We start from the raw sequence: 16528 nt of genomic DNA, 5'->3' as shown, positions 1-16528 counted from the left end.
CATCAACCCCAGCACCGCACCCCGCAAAACGACGACAACCCGCTGCAGGATCGGCTCGTGCGGCTATACTCCGGCCATCACGGCCGACATCACCTGCATCACCGGCGGTATCGAGCTGCTCGACACACTCGCCCCCCTGTGGGAGGAGCTCAACCGCCACCATCAGGCCGTATCCGAGTACTTCGCCGACAGCTTCGTGACCTTCGCCTTCAAATCTCGGAGACAACCGCTGATCGACAAGGCCGCCCGGGCCAAGCTCCAAGCCGACCTGGCCAGGCGCTGGTCACCACACCCAGGTGACACCAGCACCCCGCCGGCTAACTATCGGGCACGGGGGACACCCTCCCAGGGCGACGGCGGACCCGCTGTCGAATACTCCGGCTATTGCGTCAGCTCCATCGACACCGCCGGCGCGGGCGAGATCGACTCCCTCTGCGTGCACTCGGAACATCCGGACCGAGGCATCGGCGGCACTCTGATCCGCCGAGCCCTTGGGTGGCTGGATGACGAGCACGTTCAGACCAGGACCCGCGTCGCTGTCTGGGGCAACCCACAGGTCCTCCCTTTCTATCGCCGGTACGGCTTCGGTCACCGCGCTGTCACCCTCAGGCCGCGGTGAGGCCAGGAGCGAATCACGGTGACACTCGAGGGTCCCGAGTGAGCTCAGGATGCACCCCAGGCGCTGGCTCTTTACGAAATGCGACGGGTCGAGGACAATCCGGACCATGGTGAGCGTCGACTTCGTTCTTGGGGCCGCAACAACCACCTGGGAAGCGATCCTCGGCCAGTTCTGGCCCGTGGTCGCGGTGTCGCTCGGCGTCTCACTGCTGGTCACGCCCCTCTGCCGGCATGTTGCCCTTCGCAACGGGATTGTCGACCAGCCGGACGACTTCCTGAAGCCACACAAGGTGCCGATCCCCTACCTCGGCGGCGTCGCGGTCTTCGCCGGTTGGCTCGCGGGCATCCTCGTCTCCCTGCTCGACGCCCACGTGACCGTGCAGAAGTACCAGATCCTCGGCATCGCGGCAGCCGGGGCGGCCACCATGCTCGTCGGCCTGTTCGATGACCTTCGGTTCATGCGCCCTACAATCAAGCTGGCGTGCAATATCACTGTGGCCGTGTGGTTACTTCTCTTCGGACTCGGCGACCACATCATCCAGGTCTTCACTGGGCTGATCGTCCCTCGCAACGAGCCCCTGGACCGCTGGCTGGAACTGGTCTACTCGGTGCCGATCGTGCTCTTCATCGTCGTCGGAGCCTGCAACGCAACCAACCTGATCGACGGCCTCGACGGCCTGTGCGCGGGGGTACTCGGCATCATCTCGATCGGCTTCGCCATCCTGGCCATCCACCTGCGCATGTACTCCAACGTGGACGTGAACAACGAACGGATCGTCCTCGCTTTGGCCATGCTGGGAGCAGCCGCCGGTTTCCTGCCATTCAACATGAACCCGGCCAAGATCTTCCTCGGCGACGCAGGCTCCATGCTGCTCGGACTCAATGCCGCCGTTCTCATCCTGCTGTTCGCCGAAGTCCAACTCGTGCTCTGGATGATCGGCGCTCTCATGGTCTTCGGCCTGCCGATTGCCGATATGCTCTTGACCCTGGCCCGGCGATGGCGAAACGGCAAGCCGCTGATGATCGGCGACCGCAGCCACTTCTACGACCAACTCCGCGACCGCGGCCTGAGCGTCCGGCAGGTCGTGGTCATCAGCTATCTCCTGACCCTGGCGTTCGTGCTGATCGGGATCTCGGTGATCTTCCTCCGAACCCGGTATGCAATCCTGGTCTACGGCCTTGCCTGTCTGGGGGTCGTGGCTGCGGTGTGGAAGTTCGACATGGTCGGTATCGAGAACCGACGGCAAAACGAGAACAGCACACGCGGTTCCAGCGCCGACAAGAGTCCTTCATGAGCAGGCTAAGGTGATGAGCAACGGCCCTCTCGTCGAACGGCAACGGTGGTTTCGATTCTTCCCCGACGGGAGTATCGAGTTCCTGGTGATCACCCGGGTCCTCATGGTGCTCCTGCTCGTAGCCCTGATCGTGTTCATCGCCCGGCAACTCGAACGATCGGCCACCCTGGTTGCCCTGGCCGGCATCTGCTCGCTGGATCAGATTCTGGTCCTGTGGTGGGCAGTCCAGATCGTCACCGACCTGAGCCTGCTGGCAAACGCCCAAAGTCCCCCCGGCGGCGAGGGCGAGCCACGAACAAGCCCTGCCACCACCGTCGGCTCTAACCGTGAGCGCAGGTGGCTGACGGCAAGGGCCTGCCTGCCTGGCACGGTCGCCCTGCTCCTCCTCGCCCTGATGGCCGGAACCCCGATACTGAGCGTGTTCCTGCGAGTCAGTCTGTCGAAACCGGTCCTCGGCGCCGTGTATCTCGCCCTGGGAGCCGTGTTCATCCTGCTCCTGCCGTTTGGCCAGCGGGCCCTGCAGCATGTCCGCCTGGGGCCACCCCTCTGGACCTTCCTCTCCCTGATCCCAATCGTCCATATGTTCGCCGTGCACCGCGTCGCCCGGGACCTCGAGAGTCAGATCAGACTGCTGGATCAGCAACGATCACCCGCACCCTCAACACCCGCCGAAGAACCGGGAACCCCGGCCGGAGCTATCGCCGAAGTCGCCTGGATCCTGACCATCGTCCCCTGGGCGATCGTCGCCGTCGTCATGCTCACTCGGGGAGAGTGGCCGCGGGGATGGGCAGGCAGTATCCCCACCTGCGGCGGCATACTGGCCACCACCCTTCTGGTCATCGCGGACACCGCAGCCCTCGAACACGTCCATCGTCGGTTTGTCGCCTTGATACGCAGGAAGTAGCTGGAGCAACGTCATGAAGTTAACGGTGATTGGCTCAGGATATGTCGGTCTCGTCACCGCCGTGTGCTTGTCCGATACCGGCAACGACGTCGTCGGCCTGGACAACGACCCTTCAAAGGTCGAGGCCCTGAATCGCGGCGAGACGGTCATCTTCGAACCCGGCCTGGGCGAAATCCTGACCAGCAACATGAAAGCCGGTCGCCTCCGCTTCACCTTGGACAAGCCCGCGGCAATCCGTCACGGAGACGTGATCTTCATCGCGGTGGGCACCCCGCCCAAGACCGATGGCTCTCCCGACCTCACCGCGATCCGGGCGGTCGGCGACGATATCGCCCAGCACCTGGACAGACCCAAGATCGTGGTCATCAAGAGCACCGTCCCCGTCGGCACCGGCGACGAGCTGGAGCAGCGAATCAACGCCAAGGCTCCCTTCAAGGTCTCGGTGGTCAACAATCCCGAGTTCCTCAAGGAGGGCAGCGCCGTCGCGGACTTCCAGAAACCCGATCGGGTGATCATCGGGGCGGAAAAGGCCGAGGCCGCCGCGGTGATCAGCGAGTTGCACGAGCCATTCATCCGCAACCAGCGCCCCGTGCACATCATGCGCCGGGCGGCCGCAGAAATGACCAAGTACGCGGCCAACGCCGCCCTCGCAACCCGAATCAGCTTCATCAACCAGGTCGCCAATATCTGCGACGAACTCGGAATCGACGTCAACGATGTCCGCCGGGGTATCGGATCCGATTCGCGGATCGGCTTCCAGTTCCTCTACCCCGGCGCAGGATACGGCGGCAGCTGCTTCCCCAAGGACGTCCAGGGACTGGTCTATGTCGCAAAACGGGCCGGCGTCACCGCAGACCTCCTGGAAAGCGTACACCAGGTCAACGTCCGCCAACGTCTCGTCATCTACAACAAGATCATCACTCGATTCGGCCAGGATCTCGCCAACCTCACCTTCGCCATCTGGGGCGTCGCCTTCAAGCCCAAAACCGACGATATCCGCGAGGCCCCCGCGGTCATCCTGATCGAGAAACTCCTCGAGGCCGGGGCAACCGTGCGAGCCCACGATCCCGAGGCCCTGGCCAACCTCAGGCAACGCTTCGCAGACCGGGTCAGCTGCCACGAGCAGGCTTACGAGGCCCTCGACGGAGCCGACGCGCTCGCCATCCTCACCGAGTGGAACGAGTTCCGATCCCCCAATTTCGAGCTGATGCGGGCCCGGATGCGCCAACCGATTGTCTTCGACGGCCGCAACCTGTACTCCCTGGAAACCATGCGCAAACACCACTTCGAATACTACGGCATCGGTCGATCAGCGACACCCCTCACCCGATAGTGCCCCAAACCCTACACCGAACGCCCGCCGATCCGCCCATGCCCACCCGGCAAAGACCCCACGCCCCCAACAACGACCGACACGCGGCCACCACCCGCGGCCTCGGCCAGCCTCAACACCGAACCCCAACCCCAAGTCGCCCGGGACCCCACGTGGATTCCCAGCCCTCAGGATTCTACAATCGCCGATAACGAGCCCTCGGGGAACAGCGCCGCCGGTATCCCCCCTGGCTCAGCAAAGGCCGCAAATGGAAGGCCATGACTCGCGGCAAGTCAAGCCGTCCGGCTTTCTTGGCGATCTTAACCGTGACGGCGATATCGACATCAGCGACTTCGCCCTCCTCCAGGCGCGCCCGGGCGAATCGCTCCCCGATGCGGGCACAGCCCGCGTCAATGCCGATCTCAACGCCGCCCGATTGTCGGACCGCCTGGATGTGAGCCTCCCGTAGGAGTGTCTCTGCGGCGAGGACGTTTCTCCGTCAGCATCCTGCGTCTGGTAAACGAACGTGCCGACCGCCAGCCGTCATCCCGGAGCTCAAGCGATCCCGGTCCTTGTGGCCACAGCCAGCCTCTGCGCTCTCGGGCTGTCGGGCTGCTTCCCCGGCAATCCCGGATCCTTGATCTCCGATGCCCTCCCCCTGGTTCTCGCGTTCCGACCCATCGAAGAGGTGTCACCGGACGCAGAGCCGTTCTACCTGGTCACCCTCGGCGAGTCGGTCGCCGCCGGCAACGGCCTGCCCCAACAAACCAAGTTTGCCAACCAGGTGGCCGCCGAGATCCAGCGCCGTACCGGCCGTCCTGTGATCCATCAACGCCAGGCGGCCTCCGCGGCCACAATCCTCCGACGCGCGGGCGAGGAACAATGCGACTCCGGCTGCTTCGCGGAATCGCCGGCCATCCCCACCTCAATCCACCGCCAGATCGACCTGGTCACCCTGCCAGAACTTATTGATCTCGTCCTGCTCACCGCCTGCATCAACGACGTCGGCGTGACCACGATCATCTCACCGGACAAAACGGACGAGGAGTTGGCCGATCTGACCCGACGGTTCTGCCGCGACGAGATGGTCACTCTGCTGAGCAGAATCCGAACGGTCATGCCCCAGGCTCACATCGTGGTCACCGGCTACTACCCCATCGTCAGCCAATACAGCCACATCCCCCCCGGAATCGACGAGCGATTGTACTGGGCCAGCCTGTCGGCCGAGAGAGGCCTGTCCCAGTGGCTCTCGATCGCGGCCAGCCACTGCCAAACCTTCAATCAGACCGCCCGGAGCAGTCTGCGCGAGGCCGTCGATAGGCTCAACACCACCGAGGTGGCCGCCCCCCGCACGCTCTTCGCCGATCCCAATTTCGGACCGGAACACGCCTTGTTCACCGACGATCCCTGGCTGTGGGGATTGACCAACCTCGATCCGCTGGGCTTGTTCTTCTTCATGAGAATGGAGTGGATCCCGGAAGACCCCCTCTTCCTCTCGCGGATCAATACCTGCATGTCCAACCCCGGCGCAAGCCCATCACCCAAGTGCTACTACACCTCGATGGGACACCCAAACTACAAGGGCGCGATGGCCTACACGAACGCAATCCTGCGGGAGCTGGAGAGCGCGGGCATCGTACCGGCCACGCCTTGACCTCCTGGCCCGGCCCGGACAAACACCCTCGCCAGGCTTGAGGTGGGCCACCCACAGGTCGAACCAAACCACAAGCGGCCGCTGCTCGCCCCAAGCCGCCCTTCACCGACTACTGGAAGTCGATCTCTGGAGGCGTGGAACCAGCGTCTCGCCAGTGCTGACTCAAGCAGCTCTCCGGTTTTATGGAATCTACTGGGATAGGCCCTTACCGGCGGCGGAAACGGCCCAGAACGCCGAGGCCACCCAGAACCAGCAGGGCCACCGTGGCAGGCTCGGGCGCCGAAGTGAAAGCCAGGCCGACCAGGTTGCTGACCGCGTAGGAGCCAACGGACACGGCCACCCCACTGCTCAAGTCGAGCGTATACAGCGTGTTGGTTCCCGAATCGACGGCAAAGGTAACGTTGTCTTCCGGCCGGGTGGCGATGTCGTAGACATGCTCGAGGGCTATAGAGGCACACAGGGTCGCAAACCCCGTCGTGGTGTTGATCTGATACAGGGCCCGGCGATCCTCGCTGACGCCGAAAAGCGTGCCGGCATTGAAGGCCAGGGCGTAAACGTTGTTGACGCCGAGCGCCCCAACGAGCGCCGCCCCACCAGTGTCGGGATCGATCTCGTAGAGCTGATCGCCGGCCGCCCCAAAGCCGCGAGCGCTGGTACCATAGAGCTTGCCCGCAACCGGGTCGAAAGCCAGCGAAACGATCTTATCGCTGCTGGAGAAAGGCGCGACGGCCGTGGCTGACCCGGTGATCGGGTCAATGATGAGCAGCGTGTTCGTGGTGACGTCCGGCGCCCAGATACGGTACGAGCCCGGCCGGGTATCACTGGCCAGATCGCCAGCGTAATCATAGCCGGTCGGACCAACCAGGCTGCTCGCCCCTGTCACCGGGTCCAACCGGTAGACCAGCCCCGGACCCGCAAACTTGCTGACGGCATACAACTCACTTGCCTGGACCACTGCAACCGATACGGCGGTGACCGCGACCGCCAACGCGACAGACCCTGTCCTCATGCCATCCTCCTCTCCCCAGAAAACGGCTGCAGTGTACAGGCTACCTACGAGCCGAGGTGCTCGCCCCAAACCTGAACAGCATTGTAGCAAAACCCTCCCCCCCTGACCACTCCATCGACCAGCCTGCCTCCACCGGAAAGAACCTCGAATCGGACACCGCGCGCCGCAGCAAAGACAGGCGGACAACGGAGAACCCCACCCCTGCCTCGATGTGATGAAAACCGATGAACCCGCCCGTCGACAGGCAGTCACCACAGCCCCGCCCCTCCGCACATGCCCGCCACTTCGGTGACGTCACATGCCCAGGCAGCAAGCGAGAACGACGATCATGACGGATGCCCGAATCAAGCCTGCACGACCACCTCAAAATGAAACCACCCCAGAACCCCGATACGGTCCAAGCCCGACGCCTGGCCCGCGGCTGAAAGTCAACAGCTTGTAGCTGCCCACGGCCTTCACGCAACCACTGGTGCTACCCGCGCCAGATTGCAGAATCCCTGCAACTGCTTCTTGTAGTCGCCATAAAAGAAAAGCTGGTGGAAACCTGGGTAGTCCAGCAAGTCTGGCGAACCATCGAGCTTGACGCTGACCGAGACTACGCAACCGCCCGCTGGCGGGACCGCAATGTTGTCGACGACCTCGCCACTGCCAATGATCATCCGCGGGCCGGTGCCCGCCACGCTCGGTTCAATGTCCACGACCGTCACCCGCTCGCCCGGTCTCCACGTCGTTCGCGGAACCGCGTCACGCTTGCCGTGATGGAACGAGAGGTAGAACGGCTCGGCCGGCTCGTCAAAACCCTTCATCCGCGTCGGGCATGAACAGTGAGCCCCAATGAGTAGCTGCCTGCCCGTATCCGGCACCGGGTCCTGCTGGAAACCCGGCCGATCAAAGAGCTGCTGCACCAGGGCATGCGTCAGGCAGGCACCGAGATCGGCCTCGCAGGCGGCCGGGATGCCGTGATCGTTCATCCGCGACCAGGCAATACACGGCAGGCTGACCTTGCTCTTACCCAGGGCTCCCAGGCAATCCATGGTGATCGCGTCACCTTCCTCGCGCTCGAGGATCGTGCGGGCAACAACATAACTCCTGACCCCGTTGAGCACGTCCTGACGAGTCGGACCCGCCAGCTTGGTCGCATGACCCAGATAATCCTCGGCAATACCCCGGACCTCGTCCGTCTCCAAGGTGCGGTTGTATTCGTCCAGAAACTCGCCGGCCGGCAGATAGCGAAGCTTGGTGCCAAAATGCTTCATCGCCTCATCGCGCCGCTTGCTGCCGGCCAGCACAATGTAGCGCATCTCCCGGAGCTTGGCCGCCGCCCGCACCATCTTCATCGCATAAGCGACCTCAGCGAAATCATCCCCCGAGCAGATGTGGCAGCCCTGTCGCCTGGCCAGCGGGGCGGTATTGATCGTGAAGGCCGCCCCAATCGGTGCGAACACCACCGTGAGCAGGCCGGTGTCCGCCGCCTTCACGGCCGTCGGCCAGGCGTGCGCCTGCCGGTCCAGAAGAACAACAAGCAGCCCGTCCGCCTCGGCGGCCTTGCTCTGGGCGAGCCACCCATCCGCCTCCGCAGGCGAATAGATCGGCTCCGGCCGGAGCGTGGCAGCCATGCCCAGTTGCCTGGCAGTCGATTCGATCTGACCGCGGTAGTGCAACAGCGCGGCCTGGCCATCATAGATGGCTCCCGGCCAGCGGATGCCGTAATCCTCCTTCCGCCGAACGAAGGCGACCGCGAGCTTGGGAACGTACTTGGAACCCGGCCCACACGGCTTGATCCGTCGCTCCTTGAAACCGCTCGCCGAAACCAGCCACCCACTCCCGGCCAATCCCGCGCTCGCACAACCCGCGAGGGAACAGCCGCAGGCCGCACCGCAAGCACCCAGGATGAAGCGGCGACGAGTAACCGAATGAGCATCGCCCCGGTGATCGTGCGTCTCCTGCATGACCAAACCTCCCTTCATCTTGATGACCTGCCGCGATCGCCCACACTGCCCTCCGGCAGGCTATCGTACCGCGGTCGGTCAGCCGACGCCTCAACTCGGCTGGCCACCCGAACGCGGTCCGACCTTCTCGACCCACAGCCGAGCGGAGCGATCGTCTCCAGTTTCATCGAGGCAACTGTAGATGCAGATCTCCCATCTGCGAATCCGAATCGTGAACTCGCTTCCTGCAGCTGGCCAGTACTCGATCAGGTCGAGGTTGGACATCACTTCCAGACGGTCAGAATACTCCCCACGTAGCTCCCACCAGGCAGGGCGATAAAGGCTATCTCACTCGCCCGGCCATCACTTTCACCATCGTCTGCTCCAGCGCCCCGGCCGTCCGGGGAAGAGCCTCCGACAACGGCGTGCCCGGCGGATTGATCGGGTGATAGCTCTCCAAAACCTCGAGCGCCGCGCCCGCGCCGTCGCCCACACCGCCGACCAGGGCGAGACACGGGACCCCCGCCGCCTTCGCGGTCCGTCCAACGCCGGCGATCACCTTGCCCATCATCGATTGCCGGTCGATCCGCCCCTCGCCGGTGATGACCAGATCGGCCCGGCCCACGCGATCCGCCAACCGTACGGCATCCATGACGATCTGCACGCCCGATTCCAGCCGGGCACCGAAGAACGCGACCAGTCCGGCCCCAAGCCCGCCGGCCGCTCCGGCACCGGGCAGATCGGCCACATCGAGGCCGAGGTCTCGCTGGATGAGCCCCGCCAAGTGACCGAGATTGCGGTCCAGTATCCGCACCTGCTCCGGCGTCGCGCCCTTTTGCGGGCCATAGATGGCCGACGCCCCGCGCGGTCCACACAGGGGATTGTCAACATCGCAGGCAACCAGGATCTCGGTCGTCGCGATTCGCGGATCGCGAGCGGCAAGGTCGATGCGGGTGATCTCGTTCAGCCGGCCACCGCTCAGCCGAAGAGGAAGAACCATCGCAGCAGAGCCGGCACCGCAGGACTCCGCCGCGTCGCCACAACCGCACTCGTGCGCGGACAACAGCATTCCGGTGCCGAAAAACCGTACGCCAATCGCCTGGGCGGCACCGGTTCCGCCGTCATTGGTCGCGCTCCCGCCAATCCCGATCAGGATCCGCCGGGCACCGGCGTCGAGAGCGGCCATCACAAGTTGGCCGGTGCCGTATGTGCTGGTCAGCAACGGGTCACGCTTCCCGGGCGGCACGAGTGCCAGCCCCGTCGCGGCGGCCATCTCCATGACCACCGTCCGGCTGGGTCCGCCGAGCATACCCCACACCGCCTGGACCGGATCGCCCAGTGGCCCCGCCACGGACGCCACCTGACGTGTCCCACCCGTAGCCGCGACCAACGCCTCGACCGTGCCTTCGCCGCCGTCGGCCATGGGCACCAGGTCAATCTCCGCATCCGGCACCACCCGCTGTACGCCCCGGGCAATGGCCGCACAAACTTCCCCGGCCGATAGAGCCTCCTTGAACTTGTCCGGAGCAATGACAACACGCATGGCCAACCGCTCATCGCTGACCGCTAATCCCTACCCTCGGGCTTATCTCGCAATGAGAGCCCCCGCCAGCACCCGCAGGAACATCTGCTGCACCTCGTACACCTTGAACAGGAGCTTCTCGCCCGGCCTGACTTGTTCGAGGAGCAGGCCGACGTCTTCCAGATCGCTCGGGAAGTCGTTACCGATCTGAAAGATGATCAGGCCGGGAACGAAGCCGGCCCGACCCGCCGGACTGTCACGCTCGACGCGAGTGATCAGCAGTCGCCCGTCGACGTCCAGCTGCTTGGCTTCCTTCGGCGTCAGTATCCGGACCGTCAGACCGAACTTGTGCTGCAGCAACTCGGCGCCGTCCGGAATCGGGATCGCCTTCGGTACGAGCGTGGCGGACATGGACTTGTTGCCCCGAGTCAACTTGATATCCACCTTGTTGTTTCGACTCACACTCAGCATGTGAACGTGAAAGTCCACGTCGCTGGTGATCGGCTTGCCATCTACCGCAGTCAACTCATCGCCCGGCTCAATGCCCGCGGCCGCTGCCGGCCCAACGGCCTCGATGACCTTGGGCCTGCCCCGAGAACTCAGCCGCAGGCCAGTCTCCAGCCGCTTGCGCCGTTCGATGGACAGCATGTCCGGCAGTAGCTTCCGCAAATCGTCGACCGGAATGGCGAATCCGATGTTCTGGGCGTCGCCCCGAATCGCGGTATTGATGCCGATCAGTTCACCCAGAATGCTGAGCAGCGGCCCGCCGGAGTTGCCCCGGTTGATGCTCGCGTCCGTCTGGATCAGATGCTCCGAGAGAACATCCTCCCCGATGGTGAGCTTGCGGTTCAGTGCACTCACAATGCCGGCCGTCACAGTGTGCTCGTAGCCCAGCGGGTTGCCGATGGCTATGACCGTCTCGCCAATCATGAGGTCGTCGCTGCGGCCCATGACAATCGCCCGCAAGGCCCTCCTCGCGTCAATCTTGAGGACCGCCAGGTCGTGCCGCTCATCGATACTGACCAGGTCCGCCTCATGCTCCGAGCGGTCCGCGAAGATGACCTTTGGCCTGGCCGCTTGGGCGACAACGTGGGCATTGGTGACCACGTACCCGTCTGCGTGCAGAATGAAGCCGCTACCCAGCGACGTCCGTTCGTAGCGCTGCTTCTGCGGGCCGAATCCGGGAAGGTCGAAAAAGTTCTCCAGCGGGCTCACTCGGCGCTCGATCTCGACGATCTGCGTGGCCGTGATGTTGACCACGCTGTCTCGAGCCCGCTCGAACACCTCGACGATCGGCGTCCGCCGGCTGGGCTGATTGGACGACGAGATCACGCTCGGTGTCCCCCCGAGCAGAGCGAGAACCAGGACCCGCGCCACGACAATATTCATCCATGTACACATGGCGACCGAGTATACCCGCCCACCCGTGTTCTCAGAAGATGAAATCCGTCGACAGAAACTTCGAGCAACGACCCGAAACGATCCCAGACACGATCCGCTGGTTCGGCTCCGTGCTCTTGGCGGCCACCAGGCTGCGAATCGAAAAAACCCGGAGCGCATCGCTGACCGAGAGCGTGCCCTCGGCCGAGTCCTTCCGGCCCACGAACGGAAACTTGTCCGGACCGCGCTGGCACTGGCTGTTGATGTTCACCCGCGAGACCTGGTTGACCAGTGGATCGATGAGCCGGCTGAGCCGCCGAGGATCGCTGCCGAACAGGGCGGCCTGCTGCCCGAACGGACAGGCGACCACCCAGTCAATCACCTCCCGTTCGTCGTCGTAGGGCACGATTGGCGTGACCGGACCGAACTGCTCGATCTGGCAGATCCGCGTCTTGAGATCGGCCGGGTAGAGCACGGCCGGATAGAACAGCGTCTGGTCGATCGTCCCCCCACCACGGTTGACCACCTTCGCCCCAGCGGCAACGGCCTCATCGACCAGCCCCTTGAACCACTCCGGGCGACCCTGCTCGGCCAGCGGCGTGATGTGGACGCCGTCGTCCCAGGGCATGCCGACCTTCAGCTGCTCAACCTTCCGGGCAAACCGCTGGGCAAACTCATCCGCCAGACTCCGGTGAACAAAGATGATCTTGATGGCCGTACACCGCTGCCCATTGAACGACAAAGCACCCAATACGCATTCGGAAACCGCCAGGTCGAGATCGGCATCCGGCAGCACGACGGCCGCATTCTTGGCATCCAGCCCCAGAACGCACCGCAGCCGGTTCGGACGGGGATGCTGGTGCTTGAGCAGGGATGCTACCTTGGCCGACCCGATAAAGGCCAGCACGTCAATCCGCCCACCCTCGATCAGCGGCCCCACCACCGTCGGACCATCACCGTACACCGTGTTGACTACACCCGGAGGAAACGAGCAGGCAAACGCCTCCAGTAACGGGGCGTGAAGCAGCACGCCGTACTTGGGCGGTTTGAAGATAACCGTGTTGCCCATGATCAGGGCCGGAATCAGCGTTGTGAAGGTCTCGTTCAACGGGTAGTTCTGCGGCCCCATGCACAGAACGACGCCCAGGGGGCTGCGGCGAATCTGGGCCACGAAGCCCTGCTCAACCGCAAACCGTGAACTGTTGCGATCCAGCTCCTTCAGGGCCTCGATCGTGTCACGAATGTAATCGACGGTTCGGTCAAACTCCTTGCACGAGTCCGCCCGGCTCTTGCCAATCTCCCACATCAGCAGGCACACGACCTGCTCGCGAACCACCTGCATCCGGGGAATGAAGGATTCTAAATGGTGGATGCGATCAGCCACCGACATCGTCGGCCACCGGCCGCAACCCTGCCCGTACGCCCGGCAGGCGGCATCCAGCACCTCGAGGGCAGCCTCAGCGGTCATCAGCGGATACTCGCCCAACTCAAAGGGCCGAGAACCACTGGAACCGGCCACACAAACCGGCGACAGCACCCTCTGCCGCGGCCCAGACCACGACCGAACCTCACCGCCAACCAGGTACCGATCAGCTGCCCCGTAGAAGTCCATGCGAACGTCGGCGGGGATCTCCGCCACCTCCGGAAACACACGCTTCGGAGCATCAACCGTCGTCGGCATGAGGACCTCTCCTGTCTCAAAGGGTCGTCGTCGCGCCAGGATGGCATTATACTAGGTAACCCGGAGGAACTTGAGAAGCGAGACCGAGGACTGGCGCTCCGGCCGAAGCCCCACCAAACCGGCCGACGCGAGTCCCGCCAACGGCCAAGGCCAGGAGACGAACATGAAGAGGCAGCGTTCGCGTTGGATCCAGAGCGCCATCGTGTCGACCGTCATGGCGGCCCTGCTGGGACTGGTCACAATCCCCACCCAGGCTCAGACCACGAAGCCGTCGCCGACCACCAGACCGCCATCGATCACTACCCTGCCTCCCCTCAAAGTCCTGATGATCGCCGCCGGCCAGGCTCACAACTATGACACACTGCCTAAGAAGCTGGCCGACAACCTCGCCAAGGACCGCGACTTGGAAGTCCGCGTGGTCGGCGATCTCGGCATCCTCACACCCGACGAGTTGAGCAAGTGTGATGTCATGATGTTCAACAACTGCCAGGACGACAAGCTGACGGACGCCCAGCGCGAAGCGATCCTCGGAGCGCTCCGGCAAGGCAAGGGCCTGGTGGCAATGCACTGCGCCCTCTACTCGTTCCAGCCCTGGCCGGAATGGCGCAGGATCGTCGGCTGCGTCGTGCGCGGACACGACCCGTTCACCTCCTTCGAGTCCGTGGTCGTGGACAGCGACCATCCGATTGCCAGGAACGTGCCCATGGAGTTCAAGATCAGCGACGAGCCCTACCTGGCCGAGGAGTGGATCGAGGATAACCACGTCATCGTGCAGACCGCCGAGCCTCGGGGTAAACGCAGCAAGCCGGAACCCATGGTCTGGACAACACGGTACGCCGGCGCTCGCGTCTTCTCGATCATGTTCGGCCACGACGAGAAGTCCCACACCGAGCCGGCATTCCTGAAACTGCTGGCCAACGGCACCCGCTGGGCCGGCGGCCGGCTCGGGCCGCCAACCGTGGTGAGCGAGGCGGAAATGCTCGACGGCTTCCTGCCTCTGTTCAACGGCAACGCCCTCGACGAATGGCGCTATGACCCGGCACTCTGGAGGGTCGAGAACGGCATCATCATCGGCGACTCCCACCCCAAAGGCCTGACCAAAAACTCCAACGCCATCGCCCCCGGCGAGTACATCGACTTCGTGCTCCGCTTCAGCGTCAAGTACATCAGCGGCAACACCGGCGTGCAGTTCCGCAGCGAGGAACTGCCCGAGTACGAAGTCGCCGGCTACCAGGCCGACGTCGTGCCTGACGGCTGGGGCAACCTGCACGAACAGAACGGCCGGCGACGACTGGTCGACGGATGGACCGGCAAGGCCGAGAAAGTGGTCAACCTCAAGGACTGGAACGAGATGGAGGTCATCGCCCAGGGCCCGCGCATCATCATCAAGACCAACGGCCTGGTCACCGCCGACTACACCGAAACCGACACCACCAAACCCCGCTTCGGCATCTTCTCCCTGCAGCTCCACCGCGACGAACCAATGACCGTCCAGTTCACCAACCTCCGTGTCAAACCAATCGAGGCCGGCGCGAGCCAGCCGGCGGAGAACGCCAAGTAGCCCGTCTTGCCATCCTCGATGGCCTCGGAGACAGCCCGAACAACGTTGTCCGGAATGGGTGGATTCCTCACAACCGGCTGGAGGGAAGAGATGCCGCGACCCTTGCACACCCAGACCGTTGCCTCGATCGAGACCGCAAAAGTCGTTCGACTCCCACACCGCTGAAGACGCTCTGCGAGTCGCACAGACAGGCCTCTTGCCTGCAAATCTACCACCAAACAGCCGGAACCGACACCAGCCATCCGTCACCCCAAAACCGACGGTCGGCACGCGGATCGGCCGTCACCCTCGACCTTGATCAGCCTTAATTCACCACGTTGATCGGCGCCCCGCGAAGAAAAGCGGCCACGTTCTTGGCGGTCGTCTCGGTCAGCCGCTTGCGAGCCGAGGCCGTCGCCCAGGCGATGTGCGGAGTCAGAATGCAGCGCGGAGCCAAAAGCAACGGACTCCCAGCGCCGATCGGCTCCTCGGTGACAACATCAAGGGCCGCACCCGCCAGCTTGCCCGAACACAACGCCTCGGCCAGGTCCTGCTCGCGAACCAGCGGACCACGGGCAGTATTGATCAGAAAAGCCCCCTGCTTCATCAGCCCCAGCAGCCTGGCGTCTACCAGTCCCGTGTTCTCCACGGTCAACGGGCAGTGCAGCGAAACCACGTCGGCCCGAGCGAAAACCTCCTCCAGCCCACACCAGGAAAACGGACGGAACGACGGATCGCTTCCCCGAAAACTGTCGAACGCCAGGACTTCCATCCCGAAGGCGTGGGCCAGTTCCCCAACCCGCCGCCCGATCCGGCCAAAGCCGATCAGACCCATCTTCAGGCCGGCCAGCTCGATCAGCGGCGCGTCCCAAAAGCACCACTCCCGCCGAGACCATTCCCCCGCGTGGATCAGCCGACTATGCAGAGCCACGTTGTGACACATCTCCAGCAGGAGAGCAAAGACAAACTGGGCCACAGAGTCCGTGCCGTAAACCGGCACGTTCGACACGGGAATGCCACGCTTCCGGGCGGCGACCACATCCACCACGTTGTATCCCGTGGCCAAAACCGCAATGTACCTCAGCTCCGGCAGTCGGGCGATCATCTCGGCAATCAGAGGAGTCTTGTTGGTGAGCAGAATGGCCGCCCCGCCCGAACGGGTCAGAATCTGATCCGCCGGCGTGCGATCGTAGACCACCAGCTCGCCCAGCTTCGCCACTTCGATCCAGGGATTGTCGCCAGGATTCAGCGTGTATCCGTCCAGCACCACGATCTTCATGAACACCGTCCTCTCGCAAGTCCCAAACCCAAGCCTCGGACGGAAAGAACCCATCCCTGAACCCGCGCACCACCCGCGGCACGGCCGGCAACTCATCGCAGTCTTCAACTGGCCTCTGAGGGAATACCTCTGTCGTGGAAGCTCGGGGCCGGTCCTTGCTCGCAGCCTTACCTCGAGCGGCGACTCTCCAGAAGTTCGCGCCGGACTCCGGGAGCCCTGCTCCCGATATCGGCTATCGGAGCCAGCGCCTTATCTGCCCGAGAGTCTCGTGCTCAACGGCAACTTGAACACTTGCCCCTTCAGCCGCCGGATGCCCGGCTCTCCCCGCTGGCACGAAACCCAATATGGCCCTTCACCAGACAATAGTCAACCCCAACGCGGAACCCAACGCAACACCACCACGCCC

The 16528-nt window shown here is 63.8% G+C and carries 14 protein-coding genes and 1 riboswitch; of the genes, 7 read left to right on the top strand and 7 right to left on the bottom strand.

Annotated features, from left to right (window positions below):
* The first annotated feature begins 196 nt into the window (after nucleotides 1-196).
* The 6 genes from KA354_13665 to KA354_13640 all read left to right on the top strand — a co-directional run bounded on the left by KA354_13665 (nucleotide 197) and on the right by KA354_13640 (nucleotide 5783).
* Nucleotides 197-619: a GNAT family N-acetyltransferase gene (locus KA354_13665; protein ID MBP7935689.1), complete on the top strand. Its 423-nt coding sequence runs from the start codon at nucleotides 197-199 to the stop codon at nucleotides 617-619.
* Between the two features lie 106 nt (nucleotides 620-725).
* A complete protein-coding gene (locus tag KA354_13660; GenBank protein ID MBP7935688.1) occupies nucleotides 726-1913 on the top strand; it encodes an undecaprenyl/decaprenyl-phosphate alpha-N-acetylglucosaminyl 1-phosphate transferase in 1188 nt (395 codons plus the stop codon).
* A gap of 13 nt (nucleotides 1914-1926) precedes the next feature.
* The gene (locus KA354_13655; GenBank protein ID MBP7935687.1) at nucleotides 1927-2817 is read left to right on the top strand and encodes a hypothetical protein; all 891 of its coding nucleotides are present in this window, start codon (nucleotides 1927-1929) and stop codon (nucleotides 2815-2817) included.
* 13 nt (nucleotides 2818-2830) lie between these two features.
* Complete coding sequence (locus KA354_13650) at nucleotides 2831-4150, top strand: UDP-glucose/GDP-mannose dehydrogenase family protein (protein ID MBP7935686.1); 1320 nt, start codon at nucleotides 2831-2833, stop codon at nucleotides 4148-4150.
* 247 nt (nucleotides 4151-4397) lie between these two features.
* Nucleotides 4398-4598 carry a hypothetical protein gene (locus KA354_13645; GenBank protein ID MBP7935685.1) on the top strand — a complete coding sequence of 67 codons (201 nt, stop codon included), beginning with the start codon at nucleotides 4398-4400 and terminating at the stop codon, nucleotides 4596-4598.
* A gap of 57 nt (nucleotides 4599-4655) precedes the next feature.
* The gene (locus tag KA354_13640; GenBank protein ID MBP7935684.1) at nucleotides 4656-5783 is read left to right on the top strand and encodes a hypothetical protein; all 1128 of its coding nucleotides are present in this window, start codon (nucleotides 4656-4658) and stop codon (nucleotides 5781-5783) included.
* Between the two features lie 205 nt (nucleotides 5784-5988).
* Here the strand turns inward: KA354_13640 and KA354_13635 are convergent, their stop codons facing one another.
* From KA354_13635 to KA354_13610, 6 genes are all read right to left on the bottom strand, one after another.
* A complete protein-coding gene (locus tag KA354_13635) occupies nucleotides 5989-6792 on the bottom strand; it encodes a PEP-CTERM sorting domain-containing protein (protein ID MBP7935683.1) in 804 nt (267 codons plus the stop codon).
* A 455-nt stretch (nucleotides 6793-7247) separates the two neighbouring features.
* The gene (locus tag KA354_13630) at nucleotides 7248-8741 is read right to left on the bottom strand and encodes a hypothetical protein (protein ID MBP7935682.1); all 1494 of its coding nucleotides are present in this window, start codon (nucleotides 8739-8741) and stop codon (nucleotides 7248-7250) included.
* A 90-nt stretch (nucleotides 8742-8831) separates the two neighbouring features.
* A complete protein-coding gene (locus tag KA354_13625; GenBank protein MBP7935681.1) occupies nucleotides 8832-9005 on the bottom strand; it encodes a hypothetical protein in 174 nt (57 codons plus the stop codon).
* Nucleotides 9006-9063: 58 nt separating this feature from the next.
* A complete protein-coding gene (locus KA354_13620) occupies nucleotides 9064-10263 on the bottom strand; it encodes a glycerate kinase (GenBank protein MBP7935680.1) in 1200 nt (399 codons plus the stop codon).
* A gap of 42 nt (nucleotides 10264-10305) precedes the next feature.
* Complete coding sequence (locus KA354_13615; protein ID MBP7935679.1) at nucleotides 10306-11631, bottom strand: trypsin-like peptidase domain-containing protein; 1326 nt, start codon at nucleotides 11629-11631, stop codon at nucleotides 10306-10308.
* Nucleotides 11632-11674: 43 nt separating this feature from the next.
* Complete coding sequence (locus tag KA354_13610) at nucleotides 11675-13303, bottom strand: NADP-dependent glyceraldehyde-3-phosphate dehydrogenase (protein ID MBP7935678.1); 1629 nt, start codon at nucleotides 13301-13303, stop codon at nucleotides 11675-11677.
* 163 nt (nucleotides 13304-13466) lie between these two features.
* Between KA354_13610 and KA354_13605 the strand changes: the two genes are divergently transcribed.
* On the top strand, nucleotides 13467-14864 hold the full coding sequence (locus KA354_13605; protein MBP7935677.1) for a ThuA domain-containing protein: 1398 nt from the start codon (nucleotides 13467-13469) through the stop codon (nucleotides 14862-14864).
* Nucleotides 14865-15168: 304 nt separating this feature from the next.
* Here the strand turns inward: KA354_13605 and KA354_13600 are convergent, their stop codons facing one another.
* Nucleotides 15169-16122, bottom strand: coding sequence for a D-2-hydroxyacid dehydrogenase (locus KA354_13600; GenBank protein ID MBP7935676.1), 954 nt, complete (start codon nucleotides 16120-16122; stop codon nucleotides 15169-15171).
* A gap of 234 nt (nucleotides 16123-16356) precedes the next feature.
* A riboswitch (glycine riboswitch) is annotated at nucleotides 16357-16460 on the bottom strand.
* Nucleotides 16461-16528: the final 68 nt, after the last annotated feature.

Source organism: Phycisphaerae bacterium (genome assembly GCA_018003015.1).
GTDB lineage: Bacteria > Planctomycetota > Phycisphaerae > UBA1845 > PWPN01 > JAGNEZ01.
This window is presented reverse-complemented; position numbering and strand designations above follow the sequence as displayed.

What these genes read in the sequence shown, in the direction of transcription:
- KA354_13615 (MBP7935679.1), bottom strand. Translation starts at nt 11,631, where the DNA reads ATGAATATTGTCGTGGCGCGGGTCCTGGTTCTCGCTCTGCTCGGGGGG.
- KA354_13650 (MBP7935686.1), top strand. Translation starts at nt 2,831, where the DNA reads ATGAAGTTAACGGTGATTGGCTCAGGATATGTCGGTCTCGTCACCGCC.
- KA354_13635 (MBP7935683.1), bottom strand. Translation starts at nt 6,792, where the DNA reads ATGAGGACAGGGTCTGTCGCGTTGGCGGTCGCGGTCACCGCCGTATCG.
- KA354_13605 (MBP7935677.1), top strand. Translation starts at nt 13,467, where the DNA reads ATGAAGAGGCAGCGTTCGCGTTGGATCCAGAGCGCCATCGTGTCGACC.
- KA354_13655 (MBP7935687.1), top strand. Translation starts at nt 1,927, where the DNA reads ATGAGCAACGGCCCTCTCGTCGAACGGCAACGGTGGTTTCGATTCTTC.
- KA354_13630 (MBP7935682.1), bottom strand. Translation starts at nt 8,741, where the DNA reads ATGCAGGAGACGCACGATCACCGGGGCGATGCTCATTCGGTTACTCGT.
- KA354_13625 (MBP7935681.1), bottom strand. Translation starts at nt 9,005, where the DNA reads ATGTCCAACCTCGACCTGATCGAGTACTGGCCAGCTGCAGGAAGCGAG.
- KA354_13620 (MBP7935680.1), bottom strand. Translation starts at nt 10,263, where the DNA reads ATGCGTGTTGTCATTGCTCCGGACAAGTTCAAGGAGGCTCTATCGGCC.
- KA354_13600 (MBP7935676.1), bottom strand. Translation starts at nt 16,122, where the DNA reads ATGAAGATCGTGGTGCTGGACGGATACACGCTGAATCCTGGCGACAAT.
- KA354_13610 (MBP7935678.1), bottom strand. Translation starts at nt 13,303, where the DNA reads ATGCCGACGACGGTTGATGCTCCGAAGCGTGTGTTTCCGGAGGTGGCG.
- KA354_13645 (MBP7935685.1), top strand. Translation starts at nt 4,398, where the DNA reads ATGGAAGGCCATGACTCGCGGCAAGTCAAGCCGTCCGGCTTTCTTGGC.
- KA354_13660 (MBP7935688.1), top strand. Translation starts at nt 726, where the DNA reads ATGGTGAGCGTCGACTTCGTTCTTGGGGCCGCAACAACCACCTGGGAA.